Here is a 24,697-nt window from a genome sequence, read left to right on the forward strand (position 1 = left end):
ATTAAAAATTTATTTCCGTGGTAATTATTCCTGGCTCGTGAATTTCAAGTTCGAGTACAGGTATTTCAGATTCTTGATAATAATAACGTGATTCAAAGCCTGTAACTAACTCAATACGTTTTATAACTATATCTGCAGAAAAGCGAATAGTGCAGAGCTCACTAGTAAGGCTATTATCTATTAATTGCCAATTAGCAGGAGTGAGCCTAAGTCTAATGATGGCTTTATCATTAAAACCACTAAGCGTATCTCTAACTGTAAATACATTTGGCTTCAAATTAATAGTACGAGTATGTTCACAGCCAAACTGATCTCTATAACCAGCAGTAAACGTTTGCTTATCACCTTCAACAGTCAATGCTTTTTTAACGGAGGTTTTTAACCAATTACCTAATAAAAAACGACTTAAACGAGGCATTTGGTCATGCCCATCAAACTCAACCGTATTATGACTTTTTACACCACCATAATAATCTATATATTTTTGCCCTGCGTTATAACTAAAGGTGCCGCCATCTCGAAAAATATTTCCCCCACCTATCCAAAAATCAATATGTAAAGCATCGCACTGACTTGGTCTAAACTTGAATTTAGGATAATTAAGATAAAGCTGGGCATTGTCATTAATTAAAAATGCATAACCGCCATTATCAAAATCTTTAGACTCTTTAGCCGTTATGTACTCATAAGGCTTTTCAATATTTAGCCACTTGAGGGGAATATTAAAATCACCATCACCTTTGTAAGCCGACTTATCTAAGAACAACGCACTTGCCAGTTGTACGCATAGACGAAAATCACGATAGCCTGTAGCAGTTAACGGAATGAGGCGTGCACCATCATTAGCACCTAAATTAGGCGCATCACCACTTTTACTATCCGTAAAATAAAATAACCAATCGGTTGCGGCTTTTAACTTTAGATATAAACGCGAAGAAAACTCAGCTAGGTTATGATTTTTTCGCCACACCTCGGCCAAACTGTAAGTATCTAACATCACTCTATGGTAAGTAACTGAATACTGACTAAAGCTGCCATCATTTTCAATTAAACTATGTGCTCGATTCTCTAACCACTTCAAACCTTGTTTTTGCCACTTTTCACCATCAGCATCACCATTAAGTGATAACCAAGATCCACCAATATATAATGCTGCCGCTTCAGAAGTGCCGTGATTATTATCTTGCGCAATCGCATATAGTATAGTGGGTGATATACGCTTTAAGTGCGCTTTAACTAAACTAAGCAAAGCTTGACTTGTATTGTGGGTCTGCTTTAACAAAAAGGCGGCTAATGCTAAGTGCATCACTCTTATTGATGCTTCTTGTCCGCACTTCCAGTTAACACCTTTGTAGGGGGGGTTGTTACTTACCCAATCAATAAGCCAAGTATTCAACTTAGCTTGTGCTATTTCATCACCACATTTAGCTTGTTGTGCAAAACCAATGAGCCAGTCAAAACGTGAAGCTTCCCACACGCCTTTAATATCACCTAATTGATCATTAAAATCACCAATTAAATACCAAGGTTTATCGCTAGGTGCTAATGCTGAATTCAAACAGCTTTGATGCCAATTGGGGATTGAAAGATCGCAATGACTATGACCAAAATAAGTATGTTGATCAGTCCATTGCTGATTACAGGGATAACTTACAGTAGGGTCAACATAAGCATCAAAAAAATCACCTGTATCAACCTCACTTGTAATTGTTTTTACTTTATTGATCCCTGTTTTAATACCGAGTTGGTATACAAATACTCGTATTAAGTTTAATAAACCTAATGCGAGTGCTGTTTTAGCTTTAATTAGAATCATTTTTGTAAGCGTAACTGCTCTGCAATATCAATTGTTACCTGAGCCACTTCAAATAACTCATTAGCAGGAATTGGCGCTTCAGTACCCTGTCTTACAGAATCGATAAACGCAGCAGAACATGCAGTTTGGCCTTTATCTTGTTTCCATAAGTTAAGCTTTTTAAAACCTTTCCAACCAAAGCCTTTTAGCTTAATAAAATTATCTAATTGTAATGTGCCACCGGCAGCAAATACTTCTACTCTTTCTTTAGGGAAGCTTGCCGCACCATTAGCTAAATAATGGATTGTGCCAAATGAGCCATCAGCAAAACCAAGAATTATTGCCGCTTTATCTTCGGTAACTTCAACAGCATTAGTATCGCCCATTCTACGCGCTTGCACAGACACAATTTCACTGCCTGCCAAATAACGCATCAGGTCAATAAAGTGGCATGCTTCACCAATAATACGACCACCACCAACACTACTATCCTGTGTCCAATGATCAGAAGGAATATTTCCTGCATTCATGGTCATGATAAACGTTTTAGGCTCTTTAATTGGAGCCAATAACGCTTTCATTTTTTGTACTTGCGGTGAGAATCGTCGATTAAAACCAACCATTAATTTAGGCGCTTTATCTGCTTTAATAGCTTGTTCATAAGCAGATTTTACGTCATTCAACTCTTCAGTAGTAATGGCTAATGGTTTTTCTACAAAAACATTTTTACCTGCTTTTAGCGCTTCTTGAACAAAGTAAGCATGACTATTATGACGAGTTACTATGGCAATAGTATTAATAGCAGAGTTTTCAATCATGTTTTGTGTATCTGTTGTTGCCTCAGCAAAGCCAGCCTTTTCACCATGAATTACACCATTAATACCACCAGACGTAGAAATACTATGAAACTGAGCGCCAGCCTTTTTAAAAGCAGGGATTAACATGCGTGAGGCATAATTCCCTGCACCAATAAAGCCAACTACAGGTTCATTCGCTTTATAGCTTTGTACTGCATTGAGTTTTATAGTTTTTTCATGGCGACTTATTACATTAGATTCAAACTGTAACAATATACCTAACGCACTTTTATCTGTGGTTAATAAGTCGTAAGCATCACTAGCATTTTCAAACTTAAAACGATGAGTAATTAATGGCTTAACATCAATCTGTCCACCTGACATCATATCAAGTATCGCCTCAAAGTTTCGCTGCTCAGTCCATCGAACAAAAGCCAATGGGTAATCATTGCCTTGCTCTTCATAACTTGCATCATAACGGCCTGGGCCATAAGAACATGAAACTTGAAAGGATAGCTCTTTTTCATAAAAGTCTGCACGGCTAAGCTCAAGCCCAATAACACCAACTAAAATAATACGGCCACGTTTACGGCTCATACGGGCAGCTTGTGTAACAGGATCGTTAGACTTAGTTGAAGCGGTAATAATAACACCATCAACACCAACACCACGGCTAAAAGCCATACCAACAGCAACAGGATCTTCACCCTTACCAGGATTACAAGTATCAGCACCAAACTGCTTAGCTAAATCAAGCTTTGATTGGTCAAAGTCAATCGCTAGTACACGACAACCTTGCGCTCTAAGCATTTGAACAGTTAACAACCCTATAAGGCCAACACCTGTAACTACAAAGCACTCACCCATGGTCGGTTTAGCTAAACGAATACCTTGTAAACCAATACTTGCAACAACGGTAAATGATGCTTCTTCGTCACTGACATTGTCAGGGATTTTAGCGACTAAGTTTTTAGCTACACGGACAACATCGGCATGAGGACCGTTAGAGACAACGCGATCGCCAACTTTAAAATTTTCAGCACCTTTACCAACACTATTAATGCTACCAACATTGCAATAACCAAGGGGTAATGGTTGTGCAAGTTTTGACTTCACAGCATCAATAGTGGTCATAACACCATCGGTTTGCATTTTTTCAAGCACCATCTTTACTTTGTCAGGTTGAGCACGCGCTTTATCGATTAAATTTGCTTTACCAAAATCGACCAGCATTCTTTCTGTCCCAGCTGAAATCAATGTAGTATTAGTATTAATAACTAAAGTGTTTTTTGTTGCCTGGGGGGCTGGAGCTTCAACAATAGTCGAGCCACCTTTAGCCATGTCTTGTAATATTTGTTTCATTTAACGTCTCTAATGTAAGTTGGTGTTTTTTGATGAGCTTCCAATAAAACCCCTAAAATAAACATGAATGCATTTCCTACTAACGAGTAGCTAAAAATGGGCTGAAATAAAGCATTTATTAGTAATGGGAATATCACAACCCAAAGTATTAACCAATGAATATGGTAGTTATAAGCAATGCTTATTTTTTTTATGGTATAAAATAAAAGGTAGATACAAAATATATATATTAGAGCACCGAACATACCGCTTTTGAATAAAAGCTCTAAATATTGTTGATGTGGTGTATCGTAGCCTGAAACATAGCTTGAGAAGTAATCAAACCCATATCCGAAGATTGGTTTTTGAAATATCAGGGTTAATGTCTCAGACCAAATACCAACTCTCCCTGATGTTATTTCATGTCCTTCAGCATAATAGCTCATTTTATTAACAACACCTCTGAATATCTGAGCCTCAAAAAGTGTAAAAATATCTGTGAAAGATAATCCTATAAGAATTATGATTGTGACAATAGATATCAGTATTTTTTTGTAATAACTTGCATTAAATAACAAGAAGAAAAACACTCCTAGAGCAAAGAAAACCCAGGATGCCCTAGATAAGCTAAGTAACGCTAGAATAAAAGAGCTTAGAAGACCAACGAGAAGTAAGAGCTTACTTAATTCGCCTAATTTATAAAATACTATCAAAGTAAGGCTTAACAATACGACATATGAAGCAGATGAGTTAGGAAAACCATAAACTTCATTTAATATTAGACACCCGCCCCAACGCCCTTCATAGCCACAGCCTCGAGGGAAAGATCCCAAAAAAACATCACTGAGCGTCAATGACAATAGTATAAACAAAATACTATAGCTAAAATAACGTAAACCAGCCCATCCATATATATGAAAAAATATTGCTCCACATGGGATAAGAAGGAACTGTTTCGAAAATCTCACTGCGGAGGCCATATTTGAAAGGCTCCCACCATCAGTAATCGCTGCAATCAATGCAATACCTAAGTAATAACTTATTGCTATTAATGGTAAATAGATAGAATAAATTGAAAAACACTTACTCCTATAAACTCCACATAGCACAATAAAAATTAGAGGGAAAAAATCTGAAAAAACAAAATCCAAAGGCTTTCCACTCAGTTCCCCTAGTCGTATTGAAATTGGAATGAATAGTAAAAGCCCCCATAGAAAACTAGACCATATAAAAGCTCGATCATTCAAATTCACTAATCAGATCCTTATATTTTCCTTCAACATTCATAACTCTATAATCATCAATTACAGATGCACCAATATTTAGCAATAGAGAGTATTCCTCTTTGCTTTGCTCTTTAATTTTGTGAAATGTTTGGTTAAGATCATACCTGAAATTAGTTGTATTTATTAAAATTGCCGAAGTTGATATTGGATTATACGCTGATAGATTAGTAAGTATTGGGATCGACTTACAAACCATCCCCTCAAGAATTGAACTACTTAATTGATCAGATATTGGCGTTGATATAAAAAAATCAGAAGCACATAGTAAGCTAGATAAATGGACTTGATCCATAAATCCTTCCATGTAAGTAACCTGATCTTCTCCTGTTGTTAATTTTTTTATTTTATTCAAATAGTCAACTTCAGAGTCGCCTGATAATATGAATAACTTATAATTGCACTTCCCCCTATAGCACTCCAAAAATTCTGATACCACTACATCTGTTTGATATATAGGGGCTGCACGCCTATTGATTACAAATAATTTATCTACTGGAAGTAACCCTAGTTTTTTTCTTTGTTCAGATCTTATGGAATCACTATATGAAAACGCAGATGAAACACCAAAAGAAAATTTAAAAATTTTAGATTCATCAATTGAAAATAAAGTTTTTAAACTATTAGTCATAAGTGTTGATGCGGAGGTTATAAAGAGTGACTTTAATAACACTCTACTGATTAACTTGTTATATAAAAAACCACGAGTCTTACTTTGATATATTTCAGAACCATATGTTGTTATGCCATATTTCGATCCTGACAATAAAGCACTAAACCCATATCCACTAGTGTTATGCGCATGCACTAAATAATTTTTTTTATTACTAAAGCGAAAAAAAATTCCTAACAAAAAGTATTGTAATAACTCGGGAAGATGCCTACAAAAGTGAGGTAACGGTGTCGACACCTTGAATCTAGAGCCATTTATTTCACACACCTTTCTTTTATGATAAATGTGTATGAGTTCAATCTCTAAGTCCTCACTATGCTCTAAAGCTTCAAACCAGTGGCGAACGTGCGGACTATATGGGTTTGCAAACCAATAAATTTTTTTCATAAATACCTGCGCTTTAAGACTAAAATAAATAATATGAAACTGCAAATTGAATAGGATATTACCATTGCTTCAAGAACACTCTTTAAAATTAAGGGATTTGTATGAATATAGCCAAGAATAAGCCCTGTCCAGAATATTGAATAAATCACAAGTAAATGAAACTTTTTTCTTGCAACTACCATTTGAATTGAATAAGAATTAACACACGCAACTACTGCAACTACTGAAAAAATAATAGTATTATAGTTAGTCACTGCTTCGCTATCTATACCGTATAATTGGACAATGTTTGAATGTAATAACAGAAAAACAGTCATAATTAAGCCTGCCGACAAGCAGTATACAACATACACTTTTTTACCTATAGAACCTTCCATCACAATTCTTGGAATAACAATATTACCAAGTATTAACGGTAAAAAGGTAGCAATAGTAAATACCTGATATAAGAAAGAGAAGTACACACTACCATTTTCATCGTTTACAACTAACAAACGTTGAAGATACAAAAACATTCCAACGGTTGAAAAGCCAAAGACAGACAAATAAAAAGCATTTTTAAGCGTTGTAAAGTAATAATCTTTACTTAAAAAGCACTCTTTAACTTTTGGAATATTCTCAACTCTAACAGCTGCAACAATCGACGTGCTACCACAGAAAAAAGTTAAAACTGCAACCCAATTAAATAATACACTAATCTCCTTAGATAATAGCAACCAACCGGCAAAGCACGTAAAATTACAGAAGCAGAATGAAGCCCAAGTGTAAGCGGACCATTTGACTTGCATTAAATTGTTAAACCTCGTAGCAGCCAAGTATATTAAACATGATCCCAAAGAATATAGAAATATACTCCAAATAGAAATATTTAAAAAAATTCCGCCCAAAAAATTGTAAAAAACAGAAATCTGATAAATTATAAATAATGATAGAAGGACACCAATAGCGCCTATAAGAACAAAATTAATAAATTTAGCATTAGAATCCGAGTTTTTTTCAAGAGAAATAATTTGAGGAGAACACCCCATAGCTGATATGCTAATAATAAGATTAGATAACATTAAAAATGAAACATATAATTGATAGTTATTCTCACCCCCATCCATCGCTAATAATAAGCCGATCAATATAGGTGAAATTTTAGCCAACATTGTAGCAAAAGATAAAGAAATGATATCTTGTATCATTTTATTCTTTAATCTCTTAATCATATGCAATAACACCCGGACAATCTATCACTACAGCATTTAACCAATTCTTTGTCATAAATTCACTATGTTTAACCAAAAGAACATTAATATCAGCTATATTACGTGCATTATCTAAATGGCATAACTCTATTTTATTAATACTTCCAGGTAGACTTTTTATGTTAGGTTCTACTGCCAATGTTTTCCCAGTATGAAACTCCGCAATTTTCATTGTTATTTCTAATGCAGGACTCTCTCTTAAATCATCAATATCAGGTTTAAAAGCCAAACCATAACAAGCAATGGTTACATCTTTTGCTGTCTTTGTAGGATTAGCTTGTAAAAAATCAGCTATAGCCACCTTTACTTTATTGATAACCCATTCAGGTTTTGCATCATTTACTTTGCGGGCTGTATGAATCAGTTGTGCTTCTTCAGGGGTTTTACTCACAATGAACCAAGGATCTACTGCAATACAATGCCCACCTACACCTGGTCCTGGCTGCAAGATATTTATCCGTGGGTGGCGATTAGCTAGTGAAATAAGTTCCCACACATCAATATCTAACTTGTCACAAATTATTGATAATTCATTAGCAAAGGCAATTTGAACATCACGACAAGAATTTTCAGTCAGTTTTGCCATTTCCGCAGTACGGGCATTGGTCGTTACACAATCGCCCTCAACAAACGTTTTATAAAGCGCGATTGCACGTTCAGAGCATTTCGTGGTCATTCCACCTATTACACGATCATTTTCAACCAATTCACGCACTACATGTCCAGGAAGAACTCGTTCAGGACAATGAGCAACATTAACATCTGCCGTTTCACCTGTTGACTCTTGATTAGGTAATGGAAAAGTTAAGTCGGGTCGGGCTGAAGCTAACCATTCAGCCATTTGCTCTGTAGCACCTACTGGTGATGTAGATTCTAAGATGACTAAGTCACCTTTTTTCAGTACTGGTGCAATAGCTTTTGCTGCTGATTCAATATAAGCAAGATCAGGTTCAGGTATCTGGCCGTCATCACACGGCTTAAATGGTGTTGGCACTGCGATTAAGAAAGCATCTGCTGACTCTGGGACTGTTACTGCTTTTAAATAACCTTCGGTCACTGCAGCATGCACTAACATATCTAATTCAGGCTCTACAATGTGTATTTCACCGCGATTAATGGTATCAACAGCATTCTGATTTACATCTACACCAATGACTTTAATTTTACGTGATGCGAACATCGCTGCGGTTGGTAGGCCGATATAACCTAAACCTATGACTGATATTGTTTTGAAAGACATTTTTTTTCATTACTCTTTTTATTAAAGGGTTAACGCCGAAGTTATAATTTAGCCTGTGCGCGAATAAATTCCCGCCTACCATGACCTTATGGATTCAGGAGAATATGCGACCTGCATTCTCTAATAAGTAGCATCCATGCCACGTCCAACAAGACAACTAGGGAATTTAAAAGGTTAAATAGCGCAAATAAATTCCCGCCTACTTGGCTAAGATGTCGCAAATACGTTTGCATGCTTTACCATCACCATATGGGTTATGAGCAAAACTCATCGCATTATATGCATCACTATCGGTAAGTAACTTGTTCAATTCTTTCGTGATTTTTGTTACATCTGTACCGACCAACTTAACTGTTCCTGAAGCAACTGCTTCTGGTCGTTCGGTGGTATCACGCATAACTAAAACAGGCTTACCCAGGCTAGGGGCTTCTTCTTGAATACCACCTGAATCGGTTAGGATGATATGAGATCGATTCATTAGGTAGACAAAAGGTAAATATTGCTGTGGTTCAATTAAATGTACATTGTTCACATCTTTCAAAATACGGTTTACAGGTTCTTGTACATTTGGATTAAGATGAACAGGGTATAGAATTTGACAATCAGGGTGCGCTTTAGCTGTTATGGCTAGTGCTTCACAAATACGTTCGAAACCACCACCAAAACTTTCACGGCGATGACCCGTTACTAAAATAAGTTTTTTGCTTTCATCAAGCATTGGGAATTGTGAAGCTAAGGTACTACTTAAGTCATTGTCATTTTCAATTTGTTCTTTAACTAGTAATAACGCGTCTATCACCGTATTGCCTGTCACATGAATATTACTGGCATCAACATTTTCATTTAATAGGTTTTGCTCTGATGTTGCTGTCGGGGCAAAGTGAAATTTTGTTAAAGCGCCTGTGAGTTTTCTATTACCTTCTTCTGGCCAAGGTGAGTAAATATTACCTGTGCGTAAGCCTGCTTCAACATGACCAACCGCTATTTGTTCGTAATATGAAGCGAGCGTTGCAGCAAATGTTGTTGCTGTATCACCATGTACTAATACGACATCAGGTTTAAATTCTTTTAATACGGGTGTTAGGTTAAGCAGTATACGGCTGGTGACTTCAGGTAACGTTTGACCTGCTTTCATTAAATTTAAATCGTATTCTGGTGTTATTTCGAATAACTCCAATACTTGATCTAGCATTTCACGATGCTGTGCTGTAACACAAACCTTCGCTTCAAAGCGTTCATCATTTGCTAATGCATGAACTAATGGTGCCATTTTTATTGCTTCAGGACGCGTACCGAATACTGTGAGAATACGTTTTTTAGTCATTTAAATCACTTCTACTATACTGTTTAGTGTGTAATATATATTGCTAGCTGTTGAATGAATCCAACATCAAAACTCTTGTTTATTTTATGTCAGAGACAAAAGCTGCTGCTATTGAGACACTAATCTATGTTCATAATGCATACTTATTCCTTTAAAATCGATTACTTACAATAACTCAAGGCGAAAATCCTCTTTCTATACCAATATGTCCGTACATTAGTGTTGAATAATATATGGTTTACATTTATCGCTAATTTTTATTTATTAGTGACTGCGCGAATAAATTCCCGCCTACAAAGCCGATGGATTCCCGACAAGACAACACAGGAATGACGGTTTAGCCAAACTCGCGCCTGTGGGTTACTTATCTGATTTATATTCGTAGTTAGCGTATCCGTAATAGCCATAGGCGTTGCTGGCTTTTTTAAGCACGCCATTAAATACTACACCTTTCACATCGATACCGTTTTGTTCAAAACGTTGGCGAGCGTAATCTATTTCTTTAATGCCATTTTGACCAAAGCGCGTAACAAGTAGCATGCTTCCCGCATGGCCGCCAACAATGGCTGGATCCGTAACCGCTAAAATAGGGGGTGTATCAATAATGATAATGTCGTACTTAGTTTTTATCTCTGCGATTAATTTACTAAAATTGGCATGCATCAATAGCTCAGACGGGTTAGGTGGTACTTGACCCCGTGTAATAATGTCAAAACCGGATACATCAGTCGATTTAGTGACCTGCTCTAGCGTTTCTTGGCCTGATAAATATTCAGACAAACCGTTTTTCCATGCAAAGCCAAAATGCTTATGGATATAGCCTTTACGCATATCGGCATCTATCAACAACACTTTTTGGCCACTCTGCGCGAGCACTACCCCTAAGTTTGTTGATATGAACGATTTACCGACGCCTGGAGAAGGTCCAGAGATAGCAATTACATTATTTTTGGCTTCCATCATGGCAAAGTGCAGACTGGTGCGCAAGCTACGTAATGCCTCTATAGATAAATCTGCAGGATTGTCTACAGCTAATACTTTTTTTCCTTTCTGATTTTTTCGTTTCTTACCACTAATTAAATCTGACAATTTATCTTGGTAGGCTGAGAAAGGCACACTGGCATATACTGGCATGCCAATCGCTTCTATTTCACTTGGGTCTTCAACCCCTTTATGCAGTGATTTTTGTATAAGTACTATGGCTATTGCTAACATACCACCTAGCACAGTAGCCATAACCACAATTAATGCTTTTTTAGGTTTTACTGGCTTGGTAGTATTCACTTCAGCGACATCAATGATACGCACATTACCTACCGTACCGGCACGCACAATATCTAACTCTTGTACTTTACCTAGCAGCATCATATAAATTTCGTTACCTACTTCAACATCACGGGTTAGGCCTAAGAGCTTTTGTTGCATTTCAGGTAAGTTAGATATTTTTTGTGCTAAGCCATCACGCTGTTTTTGTACGGCATCAATTTGTTCAACAATGCCTTGGTAGTTAGGATGGGTACGTTTGAACTTTCGAGACATAGCAAGACGGTTAAGGTCAAGTTCTTGTAACTTGGTATCTAGCTCAACTATTTGCTCTAATACCCCTTGAGTTTCGAGGGTAATATTGACTGATTTTTGGTTTATTTGATAATCGTTAAATAAGGCTTCCGACACTTCTAATTGCTTTTTAATTTCAGGTAATTGTACCTCTAAAAAGTCGAGTGATTTTTTAGCTTCTGCTGAGTTTCTATCAACATTTCTACGTACATATATTTCAGCTGCTTTGTTTAATACATTTTCAGCGTAAGCAGGTGTTTGATGTTGCAAACTTAAATTAACAATACCTGAGTCTTTACCTTTTTCGCTGGCACCAATGGCGGTCTGTAAATCAACAATGGTATTTAAACGATCTTTACGGATAACATTAAATTCAGTACCTGCTCTTGCCGTTAACGCTTTAAGGGTAATACTGAAAATGCCATTGGTGAGTTCTTCGCCTACTTTACCTTGTAAAATCACTTCTTCATTTTCTGATAAAAGTTTATAGGTATTATTTTCGCCAGCTAGCACTATATACCCACGATTGATAGCGTACTTAGGTACATCAAAGCGGAATACATCAATATTTTCACCACCCCAAGCGTAACTAACTGCACCAAAACTGGCTGGTGCCAGATCGCCTTTTTTTGTTGGGTTGAATTTTCTAAAACTACGACCACCAATTACTGGGAATAATTTTGGCTTGGCAACAATATCTAGTTTCAATGCATCAACGGCTTCGCCGATAACAGAGCGAGACTTTAATAATTCAATTTCTGTTATTGATTTAGAGCTACTTTCAAACATGCCAGCCATGTCATCTAACCCAGGTACTGAACCACCACTTTCTTCTACTTGAATCATTGCCGTTGCTTGATAGATAGGCGTTGAAAACATTGCAACAGCAACACCCACCAGCATAAAGATAGCAGTAATAATACAGATAAAATACTTACGATCGACTAACGCGCCAAAGAGTGACATTAAGTCAATTTCGTTCGTTGGTGTATTGTTGCTTTGCTGATTTTTGACTGTAGTCTGAGCTATATTTTCATTAATTGACATATTAAGTGTACTTTTTAATAAATAATTCTGAATTTAAACTTTTTGTTTAGGAGTAAATTAAAACGCTAGTTTAAAGGTATTTGGTCCAAGCAGAACAGGCTTTATCAACCAATTGATAAACATGCTCAAACGCTTCATGACTTTGGCGATAAGGATCAGGTATCTCTGTATTATCGATCCATTTACCTAACAAGAAGGTTTTTCCTCTGGCTTGTGGATATTTACCTAACAAATCGGTTAAGTGACGCTCTTCCATCACTAAAATCAAATCATTTTCTGTTATTAATGTTGAGTTGAGTTGACGGCCTTGGTGTGGGCTCATATCAATATTATTGCTTAAGGCAATACTGGTTGCCGTTGCTTCTGCGCTATTACCCACTAATGCGGTCAGTCCTGCTGAAGAAACTTTTATTTGGCTATCGCCTTTGTCTTTTAGCTTATCTTTAAGTAAATATTCACCTGTAGGGCTTCGACAAATATTACCCGCACATACCACTAAAATATTATTAAACATCGCCATTAGAAAATAGTACCTTGATTTTTAATCGTTGATATATTTTCAAGTGCAGCAATAGTGGGTACAAGTTGGCTGATTAAGCGATTCCAACGTGCAATGGGTGCTGTAGTAACGTAAACGATATCGCGAGGCTGTAATTTAAATTGATCGGCTAATACCAGTGCAATTACATTTTGTGCATGTAATTGATAAACATCAGCAATGATGCCTTCTTGGTTGTCTGGGCGTTTACGTAAAACAAAAACACCATTAGCATTGGCTGTTTGCTCGTTTAAACCGCCTACGTCACTTAACGCTTCAGCAAGGCTTAAGCCATAACGATTAATTTCAATGCTACCGGCTTTGTTTACATCACCAAGAACAAATACTTTTTGATTGTCTGTGCGATTTACATGAAGGATATCACCGTGTTTTAGTAAACGGTTTTGACTGATATCACCTTTGGTATAAAAGTCGTCTAGCTTAATGATTTCGGTTTGATTGTTTCGTGTAAAAGTGACTGTGCGCCAATCGGCTCTTTCACTTAAACCGCCAGCTTGGTTAATTGCGTCGATTAACGTCAGTGGAATTTCGGTAACTGCGTATACGCCTGGCTTGTTTACTTCGCCGGTAACATAAGCTCTTTGGCTATTAAAACCGACTACTTTTATATCTAGTTGTGGTTTTTCAATAACTCGGCTTAGTTTTTCTACTAATATCGCGTGTAATTGTCTAATGGTTTTACCGGCAGCAGGTACATTAGCGGCATAAGCATAGGTAATTGTGCCATCAGCTTGAATTCTAAAACCGTCAAATGCAGCCGTTCTTTGAACAGCTGCCGGAATAGTAAGTTCGGGATGGTCCCATACGCCAATAGATAACACATCACCAATACCAAGCACATAATCATAACCTTCGATTGACAGCGGATTGTATTTTTTGGCTTTAGTGAAGGCTTGTTGGTTGTCTTTTAATTCAGAGATAAGCGCTGAATCGATCACCGAAATACTAACATTCGATAAATCTTGCGCTAGCGTAGAAGTTTCAGGTTCAACATCAACGCCTTCCATATGACTGCCAGGGATCATACTACAACTACTCAGCATCAATAATGACAATGAGACAACTAGTTTTTTAGAGTATTTTAACATCGTGTAAGTTTATTCAATCCTTCGCTAAGTGAGTCAACTGCCGTGTTGTTTTGAAATTTTTGATGCTTATTGTAAAAACATCTTAACAATGCGTACAGTTTTCGCTTTATTATTATGGCCATCTTAATGCCGGAATAGTCAGCAGACAAATATAATTGCATGCTTTCATCTAAACGATGTATACATTTCAATATATGAACGTATGGGCTTAGATAGTTAAAGCTGTATTGCGCAGAATAATACGCAAGTTATTAACTATTGTCTAGTCAGAAAAAAGGAAAGTGTGGGAGTAACAGAGTTGTTTCCTTGTGGTGCTGGATTTATGTCAATATCTGGTTTTGGAACGTTGCTGTTTGTCGTCATGTTGATGGCGTTATGTTGAATTTATTTCAGTATCTTGTTTAGGTGTGTTGCCCTTCTGGCGTCATGCTGAATTCATTTCAGTATCTGGGGTTGGTTGAGTAAGTGCAGATCCTGAAACGAGTTCAGGATGACGGTTGTGGTGTTTGGCTTATAGTGGTTGTGTCTGGTGACGGTGATTGTGTCTGTTTTACGGGGTACACACGTAGAGTTACGTTGCCCTTTTGTCGTCATGCTGAATTTATTTCAGTATCTGGGTTGGTTGAATAAGTACAGATCCTGAAACGAGTTCAGGATGACGGTGGTGGTGCTTGGCTGACGGTATTGGCGGCTGGCTAGATAGTGTGGTGTCTGTTGACGGTGGTTCTGTCTGGCTGACTGTGTACATACTTCGAGTTACCTTGCCCTTTTGTCGTCATGCTGAATTCATTTCAGTATCTGGGGTTTGTTGAGTAAGTGCAGATCCTGAAACGAGTTCAGGATGACGGTATTGGGGTCTGGAGACGGTGGTGGTGTCTGGTTGACGGTGGCTTGGTCTGGATGACAGTGGTGGTGCAGCTTATAAATCTTTGCTCAGATCTAGCCAATTAGGGTTCATTTGTTCTATTAAATTTTTCTTCCAGGCTCTTCGCCAGTTTTTAAGTTGCTTTTCTCTTGTTATCGCATCGTACATTGTTTCAAATGACTCAAAATATACTAATTTATTCAGGTTATATTTATTGGTGAAGCCTAATGTCAGTTTAGATTTATGTTGATAGACCCTTTGAACTAACTGACTTGTTACACCTATGTATAGTGTCGTGTTTTTTATATTTGTCATTATATAAATATGAGGCTGTTTCATATTGACGACCCTGTTAGTAAATAAATTTTTTCGCTAATTTAGATATTTCAGGCCAATCATTGTTAATAAGAAATTGTTTTTGTTTTTTAGACCACCTTCTAATTTCATTTTCTATCAATCTTGCTTCTTGTTCAGTTTTAAATTTCTGCTGGTGGACAAGTTTGACAGGGGGCGTTATTTCAGTACCTAAAAGAAGTTGGTTATATTTATCGTATTTCGCTAACACAATGCCAAGTTCATCACAGCAGCCAGTGTGGTAGCTACCATCCACCGACTGTAATATATAAATATAAACTAATGTATTCATACCAACTCCTTTTGTTAACATTATTTTTACATGTTATTAATATTGTAGTTGAGCTTTATTGTTTTGTCAGGTTTCTCATATGAAATTAAAAATACTCTTTTGGTATTTGTGTTTTTTGGGTTCTAAGTACAGATCCTGAAACAAGTTCAGGATGACGGGGGGGGGTGTTCAGGATGATGGTGAGGATCTGGCTGACGGGGCACAAAGGTAGAATTACGTAGTTCTTTTGTCGTCATGCTGAATTCATTTCAGTATCTGGGTTTTGTTGAGTAAGTACAGATCCTGAAACGAGTTCAGGATGACGGGTTTGTGTTTAGGATGATGGTGGTTGTTAAGAGTAACGGTGATTGTTCAGGGTTAAGGTGCTCGCTTTACTCTTTTGTCGTCATGCTGAATTCATTTCAGTATCTAGGTTTTGTTGAGTAAGTACAGATCCTGAAACAAGTTCAGGATGACGGGTATATGTTTAGGATGATGGTGGTTGTTAAGAGCAAAGGGGGTTGTTAATTATAACGTTGCTCGCTTTACTCTTTTGTCGTCATGTTGAATTTATTTCAGTATCTGGGTTTTGGAGAGTAAGTACAGATCCTGAAACGAGTTCAGGATGACGGTTTGTGTTTAGGATGATGGTGGTTGTTAAGAGTAAAGGTGGTTGTTTAAGAGAACCTTGCTCGCTTTACTCTTTTTTCGTCATGCTGAATTTATTTCAGTATCTGGGTTTTGGTTTTAAGTACAGATCCTGAAACGAGTTCAGGATGACGGTTTGTGTTTAGGATGACGGGTTACACAATCAGGATGACGGTGGTGGTGTCAGGCTGAACGTGCTGGTGTCAGGCTTACTGTGGTTGTGTTTGGATAACAGTTACGCAATTAGGATTACGGTTTACAGTGCTACTATGATGGTGGGTTGTTCTTATTGGCTGAGCTGGTTTATGTTTGGGGTTTTATTTAACAATGTAAAGTCCGATAAAGATCGGACTTTACTTATTTGTTTTGTTAAAAAATTATCTATTTTTAGTTTTTATAAAACAAGTATTAAAGTCCACTAATTGCTGCTATGGCAACCGCTGTGTTATACATAATTGTTGTCGCTGTTGTCCACAAGGTTAAGTTGTTCATGTACTCTGAATCAAGTGGTACAACAATTGAATCGCCCGGTTTTAAAGCTGAGTCAGCACCACCGCTAAACCAATTGCTTTCTTCAAACATTTGGATACTACCGTTTGACGAAATAATATAAATTCTTTCATCATCAGCACGTTTTTTTAAGCCGCCGCTTTGCGTTATATAATCTTCAACACTGCTTGATGAGTCAAACATGTGTGAGCTATTCACTTGCACTTGTCCCATGACATTAATTGAACGATTCTGAGTTGGGATGTACAGTATATCGCCGCCCTCTATCGCAATATCATAATCATTTTTGGCAATAACTTGCGGTAAATTAATGACTAAACGCCCTAGCGGTTCTACCTTAGATAGATCTGCTAATAACGATTGAATTTCACTGTATGAAGTTATACCACTGTTACTTGATAAAGACTTAGTTGCCATTTCAATACGTAAGTCGGCACTTACTTTCATTAAGTTTTGTCTTTCAAGTTGTTTTAACTTTGTTCTTGAAAAAACAGAGCCATTGGGATCTGCAAAAGCTGTTAATCCTCCCGCTTTAAGAATAATACTTGATAAGCTGTCTCCACGACGGACTGTGTATTTACCCGGAAAAAGTACTTCGCCGCGCAACTCAATAACATAATTTTCACTCCATGAAGGGATACGGTGAATGTTAAGGCGATCTTTACTTTTTAGCAGAATATTATCTTCATCAATATTATTGAGGGCATTCACTAAATGAATATTTTTAGAGATTTTTACAGAGTTAATACCACTCATTTCATTACGTGTTAACTCAGCTCTTGATAAATAAGCTGACTCTTTAACGCCACCTGCAGCTAAAATCAAATCGATTACCCGAGCCCCTTTCCCTAATGGATAAACCCCTGGAAATTTCACTTCACCATCAATTTCAATTAACTTTACCGCTTCACCTGATCCTGCTTGGTAACGAAGCTTATTAACAATAGGCACCAGTAAACGTTGGCGAGAAAACAATGCCATTTCACGAATTGTTACGTTTTCATGCTCTGCACCACTGTTAATATTATTGATAGAGGTATAAATTTTTTCATCTTTAGTCTCAGCCATAACATCACTTTGCTCATGGGTTTCCCAAAACTCTTTTTTCTTACTCGTTTCAATCGCTAAATTTCTTTCTTTCGCTAATAACTCTTCTTGCGTGTAGGCGAGCTCATCTAATAAGAATTGCTCTTCAGAAAACTTAAAGGCTTTAGAAAAGATGATAATTTTATCATTACTGCTGAGTTGAATATTGCTTTTAGAATTTTTATCAGCAAAAACATTAGCTAAATTAAACTGTAATATTTCAATATTACGGGCACTATCAATTTCTCTAACGACAATGCCGTAATTTAAATCGGCGTAAGGTAATAGGTGAGCGTCAGCATTGGTGATAACATCGGATAACAACATATTTTGTTGCAACTGGTATTTACCTGGACGCGCTACAGCGCCTATTAAAGTAATTGAATCGACATATAAGTCTGAGCTTTTTAACACTCTAATAAAATCGCCCGCTTGAACTTTTTCAGCTTTTTGGGCTTTATCAGATAAATCAATATTTAGGATACTGCGTAAATCACTTTTGTTATAACGCTCTACGATGGTAGATTTTGGGTAAGCCGCGGGTAAAAGTCCGCCAGCCATTTTAATGACATTAGAAAAATCGTCTGATTGGCTCAATTCATAAATAGCAGGACGTCTAACTTCTCCGGCAATTGACACAGACTTACCTTGAGGGGGAATAAAAACGACATCGCCTGATTGCAACAAAATATCACTTGATGAATCACCTTCAATTAATAAGTCATATAAATCGACTTGTTGAATTAGCTTCCCTGAACGTTTTACTTGAATATTTCTTAATGAGCCAATATCACTGACACCACCTGCAGCAAAAATGGCATGGGTAACAGAAGATAATGAACTTAACGTATAGGGGCCAGGTTTATAAGCTTCGCCTAAAACAAATATACGCATAGAGCGTAATTCAGCTAAGCTAACCACCACATTAACACCAATAATTTTTTGTTGAATTTTATTAACAACAAAAGTCTTTAATTCTGAAAATGTTAATCCTGCAACGCTGATGGGGCCAAGGTTAGGAAAAACCAACTCACCTTCACGTGTCACCGTTAATTGCATTTCACGATTTTCTTTACCAAAAACCTGTATTGAAACTGAGTCTCCTGTACCTAAGATATACCCTTCTGGAATGGCAATATCCATAACCGGAGAGAATGTTGTTGGCGAATTTGCAAATACATCTAAACCAAACCGTGGCAAGGTCTTAAAAATCGCTTCAGCTTTCTCTGTTTCTTCAGCATCTTTGGCTTTAAGGTTTTCATTATTGAGGCTATTTATATCGCGTGGCATTACCTGTGTATTAATAGAAGAGTTTTGTGTATTACTTCCTGATAACTGAGCCTCAATAGCATTTAAATCTACGCCCATACTTTTGGCTAATGCTTGTTGTTGAGATTTAGGTAACTTTTTAAATTGTTCAATTTGCTGAGCAGATACTTGCTGGGCATGTAAATTTAAAGAAAGCGCAAAAAGTAAAAAGGTTGCTATAAGATAGCGAGTAATGTTCATCATTGGGGCAATAAATTTCCTATAAATGCGAGGTATAACATTAGCTAAATACTCATAAACCATAAAATTAATAATGGCCAAATATATCGACTAAATAAGTTCTAAAATTAACGTTTGGAGTTTATCAGTAACAAGCTATTGAATAAAGTAACTTGCTTACCTTTTATAACGTCAAATAATTAATTTTGGGGAGTCTGTTTATTATTTTTCTTTCTAAAAGTATCAAAAGTAACTAAAACATTACATCTGCTTAATCAAATCTCGATGCCAAACTATTGCCTTTCATGGCAAGCACAGGTATAACACACGCTGACTTTCGCAAATAAATTTGACAATAATTACAGCGCAAAGAACTTATTTCAATATTTTAAAATGTTTTTAGCGAATTAAAATAATAATATTTATCTGTAATTTACACTTATCTTAGAGGAATTTTTTATGAGCAAACCTGATTCAGGTTCTTTTTTTGGCCATCCGGCAGGGTTACAAACGCTGTTTGTTACAGAAATGTGGGAGCGCATGAGTTATTACGGTATGCGTATGCTACTTGTATTATTTATGACCGCTACTTTACAAGAAGGAGGCTTAAGTTTAACCGTCGCTTCTGCAGCTGCTATATATGGTTTATATACTGGTAGTGTTTATTTTATGGGCTTACCTGGCGGTTGGATAGCTGACCGATTAATTGGTGGTCAAAAAGCAGTTTGGTACGGCGCAATCATTATTATGATTGGCCATATCATCTTAGCTATTCCGAATGACACCACGTTTTTTATTGGTTTAATCGTCGTCATTTTAGGTACGGGTTTATTAAAACCAAATATTGGCGCTATGGTGGGTCAATTATACTCAGATGAAGATGTTCGCCGTGATAGTGGTTATGCCATTTATTATATGGGCATCAATTTAGGTTCAGTTATTGGCTATGCAGTTTGTGGCTACTTAATGGAAAATGTTGGTTGGCATTGGGCGTTTGGCGCCGCAGCTATTGGTATGGCATTAGGTTTAATTCAATACAAATTGACTACCCCTAAGCTTCAAGGTATTGGAGAAAAGCCAGTATATCCTATGTCAGAGAAAGCACAAAAAACCAGCTGGGCAATTATTGGTATTGTTTTAGCGGTTATTGCGTTTGTGACCTACGCTACTTTTCAAGGCATTATTACTATTGTTCCTGTAACTGTCGCTCAATACGTTGCCGTAGCATTCTCTGTAATTTTCGTTATTTATTATGCGGTAATATATTTTGGTAGTAACCTAACGCAAAATGAAAAGAAAAAACTCTGGGCATTATTATTGATCTGTATTGCATCAGCTTGTTTTTGGTCGGGCTTTGAGCAAGCGGGTTCGTCGATGAATTTATTCGCGCGCGATTATACTGACCGCGTCATTGGATCATTTGAAATACCTACGGGTTGGTTTCAATCTGCAAACTCCTTTTTTATCGTTTTACTATCACCCTTTTTTGCTGCTTTATGGATTAACTTAGGTAAAAGACTGGTAAGTCCTTCTTATGGCATAAAGTGTGCTGTTGGATTAATCATCATGGCGAGTGGTTTTATCGTGATGTTTTTTGCTGCACAATACGCTGCTTCAGGAATGAAAGTTGCCCCTTACTGGTTAGTAGCAACTTACTTCCTACATACAGTTGGTGAACTTTGTTTAAGCCCTGTAGCACTTAGTGCGGTAAGTAAATTATCACCTAAACGCTTTGCAGGACAAATGATGGGTGTATTTGTTTTAACTTATTCAATAGGTAATATAATTTCTGGTTTATTAGCCGGTAATTACGATCCAAATAACGTCGCGCAAATACCTTCGCTTTATATTCAAATTAGCTTATTTAGCATTGGTATTGGTTTAATCATTTTGTTGGTTGGTTTCAAATCTAGATTTTGGGAAAACTTGCCTGATGATTCAGAAGCATCTACGACTAACGCAAATGGTTCAACGGCAACGACTAACGCTTAGTTAACTATCGTTCATCGTTAAAGTGACTATGAAAAGCCAACATTTATTGTTGGCTTTTTTATAGCTAATTTTTACTGTAACTTACTTGTTGTCGTTAGGCTTATTTTATAGGGGATTAAATATCATGAAAACAAGAGATGTGCTTCGCCAAGAAATTCGCTATCAACGCAGTTTATTAAACGCTGACCAGCAAGCAGAACAATCACTTTTATTATCGAAAAGACTCATTAAAGAAAAAGTAGTCAAAGGCGTTAAACACATTGCGATTTATTTAGCCAATGATGGCGAGTTAAATACTCAGCCTTTTATTGATTGGTGCTGGCAAAATAGCGTCAATGTATATTTACCGGTAATACATCCTTTTAGTAAGAATAACTTACTCTTTTTAAAATATGCTGAGACGTCTATTCTCGTCAAAAACAAATATGGTATTTTAGAACCTAAGCTTAACGTGCAAGATATAATAACGGTCGCTCAGCTTGATATTATTTTTACTCCCTTAGTCGCCTTTGACCGATATGGTAATCGCTTAGGCATGGGTGGTGGCTTTTATGACCGAACACTTTCGGCTTGGCATGCTCAATATCAACAAAACAAACAAGCTAAACCCTTACCAGTTGGCTTAGCTCACGATTGCCAAAAAGTTAACACTATTCCCTTTGAAAGTTGGGATATTCCACTGCCTAAAATTATCACCCCCACAACCAGCTATAACTTCGATATTTAATCATCTGCTGATATACTTCTACCTAATTTCCCCTCGCTAATTAGGATTCACATGACACAAGATGAAATGAAGAAGGCAGCAGCCCTTAAAGCACTCGAATTTATTAAAAACGATACCATTGTTGGCGTAGGCACCGGGTCTACTGTTAATCACTTTATCGACGCCCTAGCAACAATCAAAGACGACATTGAAGGTGCCGTTTCTAGCTCTGAAGCGTCGACTCAAAGATTGAAAGCTCATGGTATCGAAGTGTTTGAATTGAATAATGTCGGTAGCGTTGATGTTTATGTTGATGGCGCTGATGAAATTACTGAATATCTGTCGATGATAAAAGGTGGTGGTGCTGCACTAACCCGAGAGAAAATTGTCGCGGCTGTAGCAAAAACATTTGTCTGTATTGCCGATGAAAGTAAACAAGTAAAAATGCTAGGAAAATTTCCACTACCGGTAGAAGTTATTCCGATGGCACGAAGCTATGTAGCGCGCGAACTTGTTAAGTTAGGTGGCGATCCGGTTTATCGTCAGGGCGTAATTACCGATAACGGTTGTGTAATTCTTGATGTGCATAACTTAGAGATACTTGATCCTAAAAAACTTGAAAGCGATATTAATGCCATTGTAGGTGTTGTTACTAATGGTTTATTTGCACTACGTGGCGCTGATGTTTTAATTTTAGGCACTCAAGATGGCGCAAAACTCATAAAATAAATCTTTAGAGTTTATACACTATATGCTAGTTTAGAAATCTAGCCATCTAAACACTTTATATTTGGTTAAGGCAATGACCACTATAGTCCTACATGAGATATTAGAAAATGAGCAATAATTCATTAGCAAAAGAAAAAATTAAGATTTTATTACTTGAAGGTGTCCACCCGAGCGCTGTTGAAGAGTTAAAAATGAAAGGCTACAGCAATATTGAATGTATTAGTACATCGCTTGCTGAAGAAGATTTGATCAAAAAAATTGCTAATGTTCACTTTATTGGTATTCGTTCTCGTACTCAGTTAACTGACCATGTACTAAGCCATGCAAAAAAACTTGCGGCTATTGGTTGTTTCTGTATTGGTACTAACCAAGTTGAAATTAAAGCGGCACAAAAACGTGGCATTCCAGTATTTAATGCCCCGTTTTCAAATACACGTTCGGTTGCCGAACTAGTATTAGGTGAAACCTTATTATTATTACGTGGTATTCCTGAAAAAAGCGCTAAAGCTCATCGCGGTGAATGGAATAAATCTGCGGCTGGCTCGGTAGAAGCTCGTGGCAAAACCTTAGGCATTATTGGTTACGGCCATATTGGCATGCAATTAGGTATTTTGGCTGAGACCTTAGGTATGCGAGTACGCTTTTATGATATCGAAACCAAACTTCCGTTAGGTAATGCGAGCCAAGCATCAAGTTTAAAAGTTTTATTAAAAGAAGCTGATGTAGTTAGCTTACACGTACCTGAAACGGTTCAAACGCAAAACATGATGGCAGCAAAAGAATTTGCACTCATGAAAGACGGTGTTATTTTTATCAATGCTTCTCGTGGTACTGTTGTTGATATTGATGCATTAGCTGAAGCGCTTAAAAGTAAAAAAGTCGCTGGCGCAGCAATCGATGTTTTCCCTGTTGAACCTAAAGGTAATGATGAAGAGTTTATTTCACCATTACGTGCATTCGACAACGTTATTTTGACGCCACATATTGGTGGTAGTACGAAAGAAGCCCAATCTAATATCGGCTTAGAAGTTGCCAGCAAAATGGCAAAATACTCTGACAACGGCTCAACACTTTCGGCTGTAAACTTCCCTGAAGTTTCTTTGCCTGGTCATACGGGAACAAGCCGTTTATTACATATACACCGTAACCAACCGGGTGTGTTAACCCAAATTAACCAAGCATTTGCTAAGCACAATATTAATATTGCTGCACAGTACTTACAAACAGACGATCAAATTGGTTATGTAGTTATTGATATTGAAGCACAAGATAGTGTATTAGCATTACGTGAATTAAAACAAATTGACGGCACAATACGCGCACGTATTCTTCATTAGTTTTTCTGAGTATTTAGCGTAAACAATAATAAACGAGACTTAATAAGTCTCGTTTTTTTTATTGCCACATTAACGAGCCATCATTTGAACGTGTAACAAAACCGAATACAGCCCCGATAAGACTGAAATGAAAGAACTTGTAGTCATACTGATTTTATTTCTGTTTCCACTCCCGTCATGCTGAACTTGTTTCTGTATCCACTCTCGTCATGCTGAATTTATTTCAGTATCCATTCTCGTCATACTGAATTTATTTCAGTATCCATTCCCGTCATGCTGAATTTATTTCAGTTTCCACTCCCGTCATGCTGAACTTATTTCAGTATCCATTCCCGTCATGCTGAATTTATTTCAGTATCCATTCCCGTCA

Annotated in this window: 18 protein-coding genes; 4 read left to right on the forward strand and 14 right to left on the reverse strand. The window is 37.0% G+C overall.

Annotated elements, in window-relative coordinates:
- Position 1: 1 nt before the first annotated feature.
- The 14 genes from H4J70_RS15310 to H4J70_RS15375 form a co-directional block, all read right to left on the reverse strand.
- Entirely contained in the window at positions 2-1,816 is a 1,815-nt protein-coding gene (locus H4J70_RS15310; protein WP_182251389.1) for a heparinase II/III-family protein, read from the reverse strand.
- Positions 1,813-3,954 (reverse strand): bi-domain-containing oxidoreductase, encoded by a 2,142-nt coding sequence (locus tag H4J70_RS15315; protein WP_182251390.1) that lies wholly within the window; start codon positions 3,952-3,954, stop codon positions 1,813-1,815. Before H4J70_RS15315 ends, H4J70_RS15310 begins: the two co-directional genes overlap by 4 nt.
- Positions 3,951-5,186, reverse strand: a complete 1,236-nt coding sequence (locus H4J70_RS15320) for an O-antigen ligase (protein WP_182251391.1) — start codon at positions 5,184-5,186, stop codon at positions 3,951-3,953. The genes H4J70_RS15315 and H4J70_RS15320 overlap by 4 nt, the downstream gene beginning before the upstream one ends.
- Complete coding sequence (locus H4J70_RS15325; RefSeq protein ID WP_182251392.1) at positions 5,173-6,276, reverse strand: glycosyltransferase; 1,104 nt, start codon at positions 6,274-6,276, stop codon at positions 5,173-5,175. The genes H4J70_RS15320 and H4J70_RS15325 overlap by 14 nt, the downstream gene beginning before the upstream one ends.
- Positions 6,273-7,463, reverse strand: a complete 1,191-nt coding sequence (locus H4J70_RS15330; RefSeq protein ID WP_182251393.1) for a hypothetical protein — start codon at positions 7,461-7,463, stop codon at positions 6,273-6,275. Before H4J70_RS15330 ends, H4J70_RS15325 begins: the two co-directional genes overlap by 4 nt.
- Positions 7,464-7,479: 16 nt before the next feature.
- On the reverse strand, positions 7,480-8,766 hold the full coding sequence (gene wecC, locus H4J70_RS15335; protein WP_182251394.1) for a UDP-N-acetyl-D-mannosamine dehydrogenase: 1,287 nt from the start codon (positions 8,764-8,766) through the stop codon (positions 7,480-7,482).
- A 199-nt stretch (positions 8,767-8,965) separates the two neighbouring features.
- Positions 8,966-10,090 (reverse strand): non-hydrolyzing UDP-N-acetylglucosamine 2-epimerase, encoded by a 1,125-nt coding sequence (wecB, locus tag H4J70_RS15340; protein WP_182251395.1) that lies wholly within the window; start codon positions 10,088-10,090, stop codon positions 8,966-8,968.
- 360 nt (positions 10,091-10,450) lie between these two features.
- Positions 10,451-12,694 (reverse strand): polysaccharide biosynthesis tyrosine autokinase, encoded by a 2,244-nt coding sequence (locus tag H4J70_RS15345; RefSeq protein WP_182251396.1) that lies wholly within the window; start codon positions 12,692-12,694, stop codon positions 10,451-10,453.
- Between the two features lie 70 nt (positions 12,695-12,764).
- Complete coding sequence (locus H4J70_RS15350) at positions 12,765-13,208, reverse strand: low molecular weight protein-tyrosine-phosphatase (protein WP_182251403.1); 444 nt, start codon at positions 13,206-13,208, stop codon at positions 12,765-12,767.
- 5 nt (positions 13,209-13,213) lie between these two features.
- Positions 13,214-14,341, reverse strand: a complete 1,128-nt coding sequence (locus H4J70_RS15355; RefSeq protein WP_182251397.1) for a polysaccharide export protein — start codon at positions 14,339-14,341, stop codon at positions 13,214-13,216.
- 601 nt (positions 14,342-14,942) lie between these two features.
- Positions 14,943-15,089, reverse strand: a complete 147-nt coding sequence (locus tag H4J70_RS15360; protein WP_182251398.1) for a hypothetical protein — start codon at positions 15,087-15,089, stop codon at positions 14,943-14,945.
- Between the two features lie 171 nt (positions 15,090-15,260).
- Entirely contained in the window at positions 15,261-15,545 is a 285-nt protein-coding gene (locus H4J70_RS15365) for a GIY-YIG nuclease family protein (RefSeq protein ID WP_182176095.1), read from the reverse strand.
- A gap of 13 nt (positions 15,546-15,558) precedes the next feature.
- The gene (locus H4J70_RS15370; RefSeq protein WP_070374583.1) at positions 15,559-15,852 is read right to left on the reverse strand and encodes a hypothetical protein; all 294 of its coding nucleotides are present in this window, start codon (positions 15,850-15,852) and stop codon (positions 15,559-15,561) included.
- Between the two features lie 1,035 nt (positions 15,853-16,887).
- On the reverse strand, positions 16,888-19,587 hold the full coding sequence (locus H4J70_RS15375; RefSeq protein ID WP_182251399.1) for an SLBB domain-containing protein: 2,700 nt from the start codon (positions 19,585-19,587) through the stop codon (positions 16,888-16,890).
- Between the two features lie 435 nt (positions 19,588-20,022).
- On the opposite strand from H4J70_RS15375, the gene H4J70_RS15380 reads away from it, so the two are divergent.
- The 4 genes from H4J70_RS15380 (at position 20,023) to serA (ending at position 24,327) form a co-directional block, all read left to right on the forward strand.
- Entirely contained in the window at positions 20,023-21,555 is a 1,533-nt protein-coding gene (locus H4J70_RS15380) for a peptide MFS transporter (protein ID WP_182251400.1), read from the forward strand.
- 124 nt (positions 21,556-21,679) lie between these two features.
- Positions 21,680-22,282, forward strand: coding sequence for a 5-formyltetrahydrofolate cyclo-ligase (locus H4J70_RS15385; protein ID WP_182251401.1), 603 nt, complete (start codon positions 21,680-21,682; stop codon positions 22,280-22,282).
- 51 nt (positions 22,283-22,333) lie between these two features.
- Entirely contained in the window at positions 22,334-22,990 is a 657-nt protein-coding gene (gene rpiA / locus H4J70_RS15390; protein WP_182221045.1) for a ribose-5-phosphate isomerase RpiA, read from the forward strand.
- A 107-nt stretch (positions 22,991-23,097) separates the two neighbouring features.
- Positions 23,098-24,327, forward strand: coding sequence for a phosphoglycerate dehydrogenase (gene serA / locus H4J70_RS15395; protein WP_182218522.1), 1,230 nt, complete (start codon positions 23,098-23,100; stop codon positions 24,325-24,327).
- Positions 24,328-24,697 lie beyond the last annotated feature (370 nt).

The sequence above is a fragment of the Colwellia sp. BRX8-9 genome (assembly GCF_014077245.1).
Lineage (GTDB): Bacteria > Pseudomonadota > Gammaproteobacteria > Enterobacterales > Alteromonadaceae > Colwellia_A.

Bases quoted from the DNA above. Each gene is read 5' to 3' on its own strand.
- H4J70_RS15380 (WP_182251400.1), top strand. From the start codon at position 20,023: ATGAGCAAACCTGATTCAGGTTCTTTTTTTGGCCATCCGGCAGGGTTA.
- H4J70_RS15385 (WP_182251401.1), top strand. From the start codon at position 21,680: ATGAAAACAAGAGATGTGCTTCGCCAAGAAATTCGCTATCAACGCAGT.
- H4J70_RS15370 (WP_070374583.1), bottom strand. From the start codon at position 15,852: ATGAATACATTAGTTTATATTTATATATTACAGTCGGTGGATGGTAGC.
- H4J70_RS15330 (WP_182251393.1), bottom strand. From the start codon at position 7,463: ATGATACAAGATATCATTTCTTTATCTTTTGCTACAATGTTGGCTAAA.
- serA (WP_182218522.1), top strand. From the start codon at position 23,098: ATGAGCAATAATTCATTAGCAAAAGAAAAAATTAAGATTTTATTACTT.
- H4J70_RS15315 (WP_182251390.1), bottom strand. From the start codon at position 3,954: ATGAAACAAATATTACAAGACATGGCTAAAGGTGGCTCGACTATTGTT.
- H4J70_RS15350 (WP_182251403.1), bottom strand. From the start codon at position 13,208: ATGTTTAATAATATTTTAGTGGTATGTGCGGGTAATATTTGTCGAAGC.
- H4J70_RS15360 (WP_182251398.1), bottom strand. From the start codon at position 15,089: ATGTACACAGTCAGCCAGACAGAACCACCGTCAACAGACACCACACTA.
- H4J70_RS15375 (WP_182251399.1), bottom strand. From the start codon at position 19,587: ATGATGAACATTACTCGCTATCTTATAGCAACCTTTTTACTTTTTGCG.
- wecB (WP_182251395.1), bottom strand. From the start codon at position 10,090: ATGACTAAAAAACGTATTCTCACAGTATTCGGTACGCGTCCTGAAGCA.
- H4J70_RS15365 (WP_182176095.1), bottom strand. From the start codon at position 15,545: ATGAAACAGCCTCATATTTATATAATGACAAATATAAAAAACACGACA.
- H4J70_RS15310 (WP_182251389.1), bottom strand. From the start codon at position 1,816: ATGATTCTAATTAAAGCTAAAACAGCACTCGCATTAGGTTTATTAAAC.
- H4J70_RS15325 (WP_182251392.1), bottom strand. From the start codon at position 6,276: ATGAAAAAAATTTATTGGTTTGCAAACCCATATAGTCCGCACGTTCGC.
- wecC (WP_182251394.1), bottom strand. From the start codon at position 8,766: ATGTCTTTCAAAACAATATCAGTCATAGGTTTAGGTTATATCGGCCTA.
- H4J70_RS15345 (WP_182251396.1), bottom strand. From the start codon at position 12,694: ATGTCAATTAATGAAAATATAGCTCAGACTACAGTCAAAAATCAGCAA.
- rpiA (WP_182221045.1), top strand. From the start codon at position 22,334: ATGACACAAGATGAAATGAAGAAGGCAGCAGCCCTTAAAGCACTCGAA.
- H4J70_RS15355 (WP_182251397.1), bottom strand. From the start codon at position 14,341: ATGTTAAAATACTCTAAAAAACTAGTTGTCTCATTGTCATTATTGATG.